Consider the following 6,679-nt stretch of genomic DNA (forward strand, 5'->3'; position numbering starts at 1 on the left):
CTTCTTTCTGTTATTTCATTTTCTCCGCTATAACGTTCATGCCATGAGGTTCTACACGCTCATCAATACTCACTGCCCCTCTCTTGTCGCTGATTAGAAGAATATCACGGATTAAATTCAAAGTAAACATTTTATATCTAATTTGTCTATTTTGTATTTTATGTTTATATTCATTTCATTGTTATGTATAATGAGGAGAAGAGTTTGCAGAAGGGAACATAATGAACATGCCCATAGAGAAACAGCAGGATCAAGCACGAAATAAATTGCTAAAAAAATTAATCTCATCCGTCATGAAGGACGGCTTTCAGAGCTTGAAGATGGATGACATTGCCAAATACATGGATGTAAGCAGAGCCACTATGTATAAGCATTTTTCTTCAAAAGAAGAAGTCATCGAAGGCGTTGTGCGAATTTTTGTGGATTATATAGAAACACAGGAAGATTGGAATATGGAGGATGGCGAGAAATCATTCGGGGTTTGGTTTCAACAATTGTTTGAACAGTCGGTATCGCTTGTAGGAAAGATTACTGACATATTTTTAAAGGATCTTCAAGCAGCTTATCCGGATTTATACGATGATCTGAAAGGTACTTTGAACAAACGCGAACAACAGACCCTTAAATTCTATCAGGATGGCAAAAGTAAAGGCATTTTCAATCAAGTAAATGAGAAGTTTATTTTGCTTCAAGACGATATATTGCTTCGAGAAATTATTAATGTTAAGTATTTGCTGTATAACCAAATGTCAATTCAACAAGTGCTTTATGATTATTATCATTTCAAAAAAATCCAATTATTCAAAGCGGAGAAGATGTCGATTGTGGACGATGCAAAAATTCAACCAGTGATAGATCATATTGTAGAAAAGTTTAATCGGACATTGTAATAGTAAAGCGAGGTCTCTGATTACGAGCCTCGCTACGGAATATCGATTGGTTACGATTGCATATTGTTAGAAGAGTTCAATTAATCTTCCATCTGACCGGGATCAAGCTTGTAAAAAAGTCGGGTAGCGCTCTCCCGCTGCGATGCCTTTCGGAGAAATGCGTTCGATCTCCGCCAACTCCTCTGCAGAGATCGTCACATACAGCGAGCGGAGATTTTCCTGCACTCGGTCCATCCGCTTCGTACCGGGAATAGGAACAATCTGCTCGCCCTGCGCGAGCAGCCAAGCGAGAGCCAGTTGGGACGATGTGCAACCTTTGCGGGCGGCAAACTGCTCAATCAGGGCTACGACCTCCAGATTTTTGGTGAAGTTGTCGCCCTGGAAGCGGGGGAAATAGCGTCGATAGTCATTTTCGGGCAGATCGTCAAAGGTCCGAATTTGTCCGGTCAGGAAACCGCGTCCGAGCGGACTGTACGGCACAAAGCCGATGCCGAGCTCATGCAGCACCGGCAGCACCTCGTTTTCCACTTCGCGGCTCCACAGTGAATATTCGGTTTCCACCGCGGTGAGCGGATGAACCGCATGCGCACGACGAATCTGATCGGCTGTAGCTTCCGACAGGCCGATATAGCGAACTTTGCCTTCCTGGACGAGCTCCGCCATGGCGCCTACCGTCTCCTCGATCGGCGTATTCGGATCGATGCGATGCTGATAGTACAGGTCGATATAATCGATGCCAAGCTGAAGAAGGCTGGCGTCGACTGATTTTTTGACATAAGCCGGGTGTCCGTGCGCTTTCAGATCCGGTGAAACGATACCAAATTTGGTCGCAATCACAGCTTTGTCCCGACGTCCTTTCAAGGCACGGCCAACCAGACGCTCGTTACCTCCGAACTTTCCTTCCATAAATCCATCACCGTAAATATCCGCCGTATCGAACAGCGTGACGCCAAGATCAAGCGCACCGTGAATGGTGTGTACCGACTCTTCGTTGTCCGGCATCATCATCGTGCCAAGACCAAGGGCTGAAACTTCAAGCCCGAGACTACCCAATTTTCGCTGTATCATCTTATTTTCCATCTTAGTAAGCCTCTTTTCCGCAATTTCGAATATGCTTCGCTAAAGCATGATCTTATTCTAAACCGCATTTCCGAGAGCAGCCACAGTACGCTTTTACTAGTAACAGGACTACCAGGATCGCAAATTATTAACTCCCGGAGCAAAGAGGATGGACAACACAGTCAAGGCGACAGATCACAGTTCCTGTATGACGCTAGTCCGCCGCCGGAGAATAAATGCACAAATGAAGATCGGAATGATCCACAGTAAATGCCAACGAATTGATGTCATAGGCAAGGACTTGATTATCGCCGGGCATGCTGTAGAAAACCCGTGTCACCTTTTTAATTTCCACACGATGCAGCTTCCACAAGGCGGCAAATTCAGAGCTTTCCCTGGAGAGCTCGGCAACAAACTGCGCGAACCACGGGTCATGCGAGTATTTATCGTAAGAGGTGCGAAAAATAGCCACCGAATGCGCCGCCATCTCTTCCCAGTTGACCAGGCGACTGCGCATCTCCGGATCAGTGAACAGCATTGACATCATATTCCGCTGCTCCGGAGGTCGCGACGAAAAATCCGCGATCCGTTCATCGACCGCGCGGTTCCATGCCAGCAGTTCGGCCCGATCATTGCTGATAAAACAAGGAAAAGCCATCTGATTAACGATCTCTTGCCATTGCGGCTTTACTTCCGTTGTAATCGACGTCACCGCTTCAGGCTCGTTGGCGTTCCAGAGTCCGAGCAAATGCACATGCTCGTCCGGGTTCAGCTGCAGTGCCCTGCCAATGCTTTCGATCACATCCCGGGACACTGCAACTTCCCGTCCCTGCTCCAGCCACGTATAGTAGGTCGCACTAACTCCTGCCAAAATCGCGACCTCCTCACGCCGCAAGCCCGGTGTTCGGCGCTGGCCATGCGACCTTGTCAGCCCTGCCTGTTCCGGCTGCAGCTGTGCCCGGCGTGATTTCAGATAAACGCCCAGCGTTTTGGCACGAGTGCTATTCATGTCCGTGCTAACGATTTTGCCGTTAATGCCGTTTCGGTTGAGCATTGAAATCACCTCTTGTGTCCGTAATTAAATTTTTATTTAAATTATTATTTTAGTTAGTATGATTTCCAATGGCTCATTTTCCAGTAATAAACATCCTGCATCCTTATATCCTAACTTTCTGTAGAAGTGCTGTGCCTCTTCATTAGCCAGAGTTGACGTCATGACCAATTTGAAACCCTTTTGTTTCATTTCATCTTCCCAAAAGTGAACGACTCGCTTGCCTACACCCTTACCTCGATATTGTTGGTCGATCCAAATCATATTCATGAAAGGTGTGTTATCCCAGAAATATCCATACCTCATCCATCCGATATTACTTTCATCCTGGTTGCGCAGCATGTATATTTGATTTTCTTTTATTTTTGGCAATATTAAGCTCTCTAGAATATGATGGTCACGGTCTCGTATGTACCCATAGTCTGAATCCGTTGCAACAACAATTTTCATATTTAACCCCCTGCATGTACAAAAGAAGTTGTAGTAACCGCTGAGAAAAAGTTAACAATAAGAGTAGCTAATACATCTATATATTTAGATATGATATCGACTTTTAAATTCGAAAATCTCATCAACAGCTTGGTGATATCCACCTGATCTTTGAAAGGATTCCCTAATTTGTGCAGAAGCTTTATTGAAAGATGAGAGGTTTAACACATGATCTACGGCTACACGTAGTTGATTTGCTGTCAAGCTTTGCATTTGTAATTTAATGCCTGCTCCGATATTAACAACTTGCCCGGCAATTATCGGCTGATCCGCGCTTTGTGGGATTACAATTAACGGAACCCCGTAATAGAGACCTTCATTGGTACTGTTCATTCCACCATGTGTAATAAATAATTTGGTGTATTTCAATACATCAGTTTGTGGAACATAATTTTTTACGATGAAGTTTTTAGGAATTACCCCTAAATCAGAAATTTGAGTTTTATTCCCAATAGACATGACAATAGTATGATCCGTGTTCCCCAATGCCTCCAAACAAAGCTTATAGAAATCAATTGCTTGGTTAAAGACAGTGCCCAGTGAAATGTAAATTGGGCTCTTCTCCTTGATTGCAGTAAGGTCGAAGTTTTCTTGAGTTAATCGTGAGGAGATGGATGGACCTACAAATTTGTAAGTTTGGTCGAATGCTTCTCCGAAAGGTTGAAACTCCCTAGTTGTATAAACGATTGTAAGTGGTGCAGGATTACAAAAAACTTCGTAAGGAGAATGAATCTCCACATCATATTTTTCCTTCACCATTCCAATCAGGCTTTGAAATTTATCAACTATTTCTGTAGGGACTTTTGTGGAAACTTGTTCCATCATTTTATCGAATGAAGCTTCTGTCTGCGCAAAAGAAGTACAAGAATTGATTGCGGGAAGCTTAAGAATTTGAGCAAGTAAACGTCCACAACCAAACATGGAATCATGGATGATGTAATCAAAACGCTCTCCTTTGATCTGTTCAAGAACGCTTGGTATGACTATATCTGTCGTAAGTAAAAGACCGTTGATTCTTTCGAGTAAATAGTTTCTTCCACCTGAGATGAAGGCTTTTATAAATTTTTGATCGTCAAATGTTCGTACGGAAGCTCCCGTCTTCTCAATACGCTCCCGAAAAGCTTCTATACAAAAGTATACAACCTCTTCTCCACGCGAAATAAGCTCTTGCACAACCCCAATAGTTGGATTGATATGTCCTTCTGATCCACCATTAATAAATAAAACACGTGCCATTTCTACCACTCCTTAGGTATACAGTTCTCTAAATTGTGTAAGAGTAATGGGCTTCCCCTACCATCGCTCAGCTCAAATAATGGAATTAAGTTTATCATAGTACAATACTTGAAAATTTCAAAATTTTGATCACCATATTATTCCGCTATTCTAGCTGTTAGTTTAATAAACAAAAGAGGAGATGCCACGAAGCAAGCCCCTCATAGTACCCGTTAATATTTTTTGTTGACTTAAACCAAGGTTTAAGTCGTATGATATTCCTGTCGACGTAGTAAGATATATTTTGGAGGTCTCCAAATGAAATATTGTTCAATTAGCGAAGCTGCCACCAAATTCAATATTCCTGAATCAACGTTACGTTATTATGAAAAAAAAGGATTACTACCATTAATCGAGCGTGATGCAGCTGGTAGACGGTTATTTTCAGAAGATCAAATTTCGCTCCTCGAAACCGTTATTTGTTTAAAAAGCACGCACATGCCAATAAGTGATATTAAGCAATATATCGATTGGGTGGTAGAAGGAGACAAAACTATTGAACTGCGACTTGAAATGATGAATCATCACAAGCAAGCTGTGCTAGCTGAAATATCATCGATGACAGAATCCCTAAAGGGAATTCAAGTAAAAATTACACGTTATACCCAACGCATTCAACATAAATAAGACGAAAAAATAATGGAGAAGAGGAACGATCATGAAGCTTTCAGGAAATACAATACTTATTACCGGCGGAAGTGCTGGGATAGGATTAGCTTTTGCAGAACGTTTTATCAAAGCTGAAAATACAGTCATTGTTAGTGGACGACGTGAACATATTCTTCAAAATGCGAAAGAAAAATTCCCAAGTCTTATTACTCGTGTAAGTGATTTGGATATTGAATCCGAGCGTGTTGCCTTGTTTGATTGGGTAACAGCGAACTATCCAGAAGTGAATGTATTAGTTAACAATGCAGGGATCCAACAACGCTTTAATGTGTTACAAGCGGACGCGAAAAACAATTGGAGTTATTTCAGTAAAGAAATCACAACCAACATTGAAGCGCCCTTCCATCTCTCTATGCTGTTCGCTCCATATTTTGCAGCAAAAGAAGAGTCAGCTATCATTAACGTGACATCCGGGCTAGCTTTTACACCGTTTGTGATCGCTCCGATTTATTCAGCAACAAAAGCGGCGCTTCATTCATTTACAGTGAGTCTAAGACACCAACTTTCTGAAACGTCTGTAGAAGTCATTGAAGTTGCTCCTCCAGCAGTGAATACAGATTTAGGTGGAGCGGGGTTACATGTGCATGGAGAACCACTAGACGCCTTCGCAGATGGAATTTTCAAAGGACTAGAAGAGGGTAAAAAGGAAATTGGATATGGTACTTCCGTGGATCGCTTACGCATGTCACGGGATGATGTTGACAAACACGTAGAAAATATGTACAAGGCAATGAAAAGCACAATGGAATGACCATAACTGCGAATAAAGTGGTAACAATGTGTACCGTGTTTTGAATTTGTTATTGGCATATACAAAAAAGCAAAACTCGCCGCAATGTTGGCGAGTTTTCTTATTATAGTTCTCCCTAACCAACTAAGCTGCCCATTAGCACAACACGGCTGCCGCGTTCTGGTTGTTTTTGAACCATCGTTCTCCGCTAGTTCAATCTCTAACCCGACAACAACTTTATTCCACTAAACCCAAAGAAGCCGCGATTTACGCGGCACTTAATGAGATAAAGTTCTTGTCAACCGACACATGGCTGTGACAAGTCAGGTTAAGAGATCCTGAGTTCTTTTCGTTTATAAAATTAAAATGTATTATATACATTTTCACATTCTTCCGCGGTGGGTTCATAAAAACAGTGCTTCTTGTATCGTCCTACGAGCGGCTGATTATACCAAGTTGGCGGACATGGTCCGGGATTTTCGAACGTTCCTGGACGGAAATACCATAGGGAAAATT

Annotated in this window: 7 protein-coding genes and 1 pseudogene; 3 read left to right on the top strand and 5 right to left on the bottom strand. The window is 42.4% G+C overall.

Translation table 11 applies throughout. From position 1 onward, the window contains the following. The first annotated feature begins 221 nt into the window (after positions 1-221). The gene (locus BK127_RS32010) at positions 222-890 is read left to right on the top strand and encodes a TetR/AcrR family transcriptional regulator (protein ID WP_076236167.1); all 669 of its coding nucleotides are present in this window, start codon (positions 222-224) and stop codon (positions 888-890) included. Positions 891-992: 102 nt separating this feature from the next. Here the strand turns inward: BK127_RS32010 and BK127_RS32015 are convergent, their stop codons facing one another. From BK127_RS32015 to BK127_RS32030, 4 genes are all read right to left on the bottom strand, one after another. Further along, the gene (locus BK127_RS32015; protein WP_076236175.1) at positions 993-1,958 is read right to left on the bottom strand and encodes an aldo/keto reductase; all 966 of its coding nucleotides are present in this window, start codon (positions 1,956-1,958) and stop codon (positions 993-995) included. A 205-nt stretch (positions 1,959-2,163) separates the two neighbouring features. After that, entirely contained in the window at positions 2,164-3,003 is an 840-nt protein-coding gene (locus BK127_RS32020) for a helix-turn-helix transcriptional regulator (protein ID WP_083689754.1), read from the bottom strand. A gap of 36 nt (positions 3,004-3,039) precedes the next feature. After that, positions 3,040-3,450: a GNAT family N-acetyltransferase gene (locus tag BK127_RS32025; protein WP_076236168.1), complete on the bottom strand. Its 411-nt coding sequence runs from the start codon at positions 3,448-3,450 to the stop codon at positions 3,040-3,042. An 84-nt stretch (positions 3,451-3,534) separates the two neighbouring features. Further along, positions 3,535-4,725 carry a macrolide family glycosyltransferase gene (locus BK127_RS32030; RefSeq protein ID WP_076236169.1) on the bottom strand — a complete coding sequence of 397 codons (1,191 nt, stop codon included), beginning with the start codon at positions 4,723-4,725 and terminating at the stop codon, positions 3,535-3,537. Between the two features lie 297 nt (positions 4,726-5,022). Here BK127_RS32030 and BK127_RS32035 point away from each other — a divergent pair, with 297 nt between their 5' ends. Continuing rightward, positions 5,023-5,391, top strand: coding sequence for a MerR family transcriptional regulator (locus tag BK127_RS32035; protein WP_076236170.1), 369 nt, complete (start codon positions 5,023-5,025; stop codon positions 5,389-5,391). Positions 5,392-5,422: 31 nt separating this feature from the next. Then, entirely contained in the window at positions 5,423-6,184 is a 762-nt protein-coding gene (locus BK127_RS32040; protein ID WP_076236171.1) for an SDR family oxidoreductase, read from the top strand. Positions 6,185-6,524: 340 nt separating this feature from the next. On the opposite strand, the pseudogene BK127_RS44565 reads toward BK127_RS32040, so the two are convergent. Next, positions 6,525-6,679: pseudogene (locus BK127_RS44565) on the bottom strand (cell wall hydrolase); the annotation flags it as partial.

The organism is Paenibacillus sp. FSL H7-0331 (genome assembly GCF_001956045.1).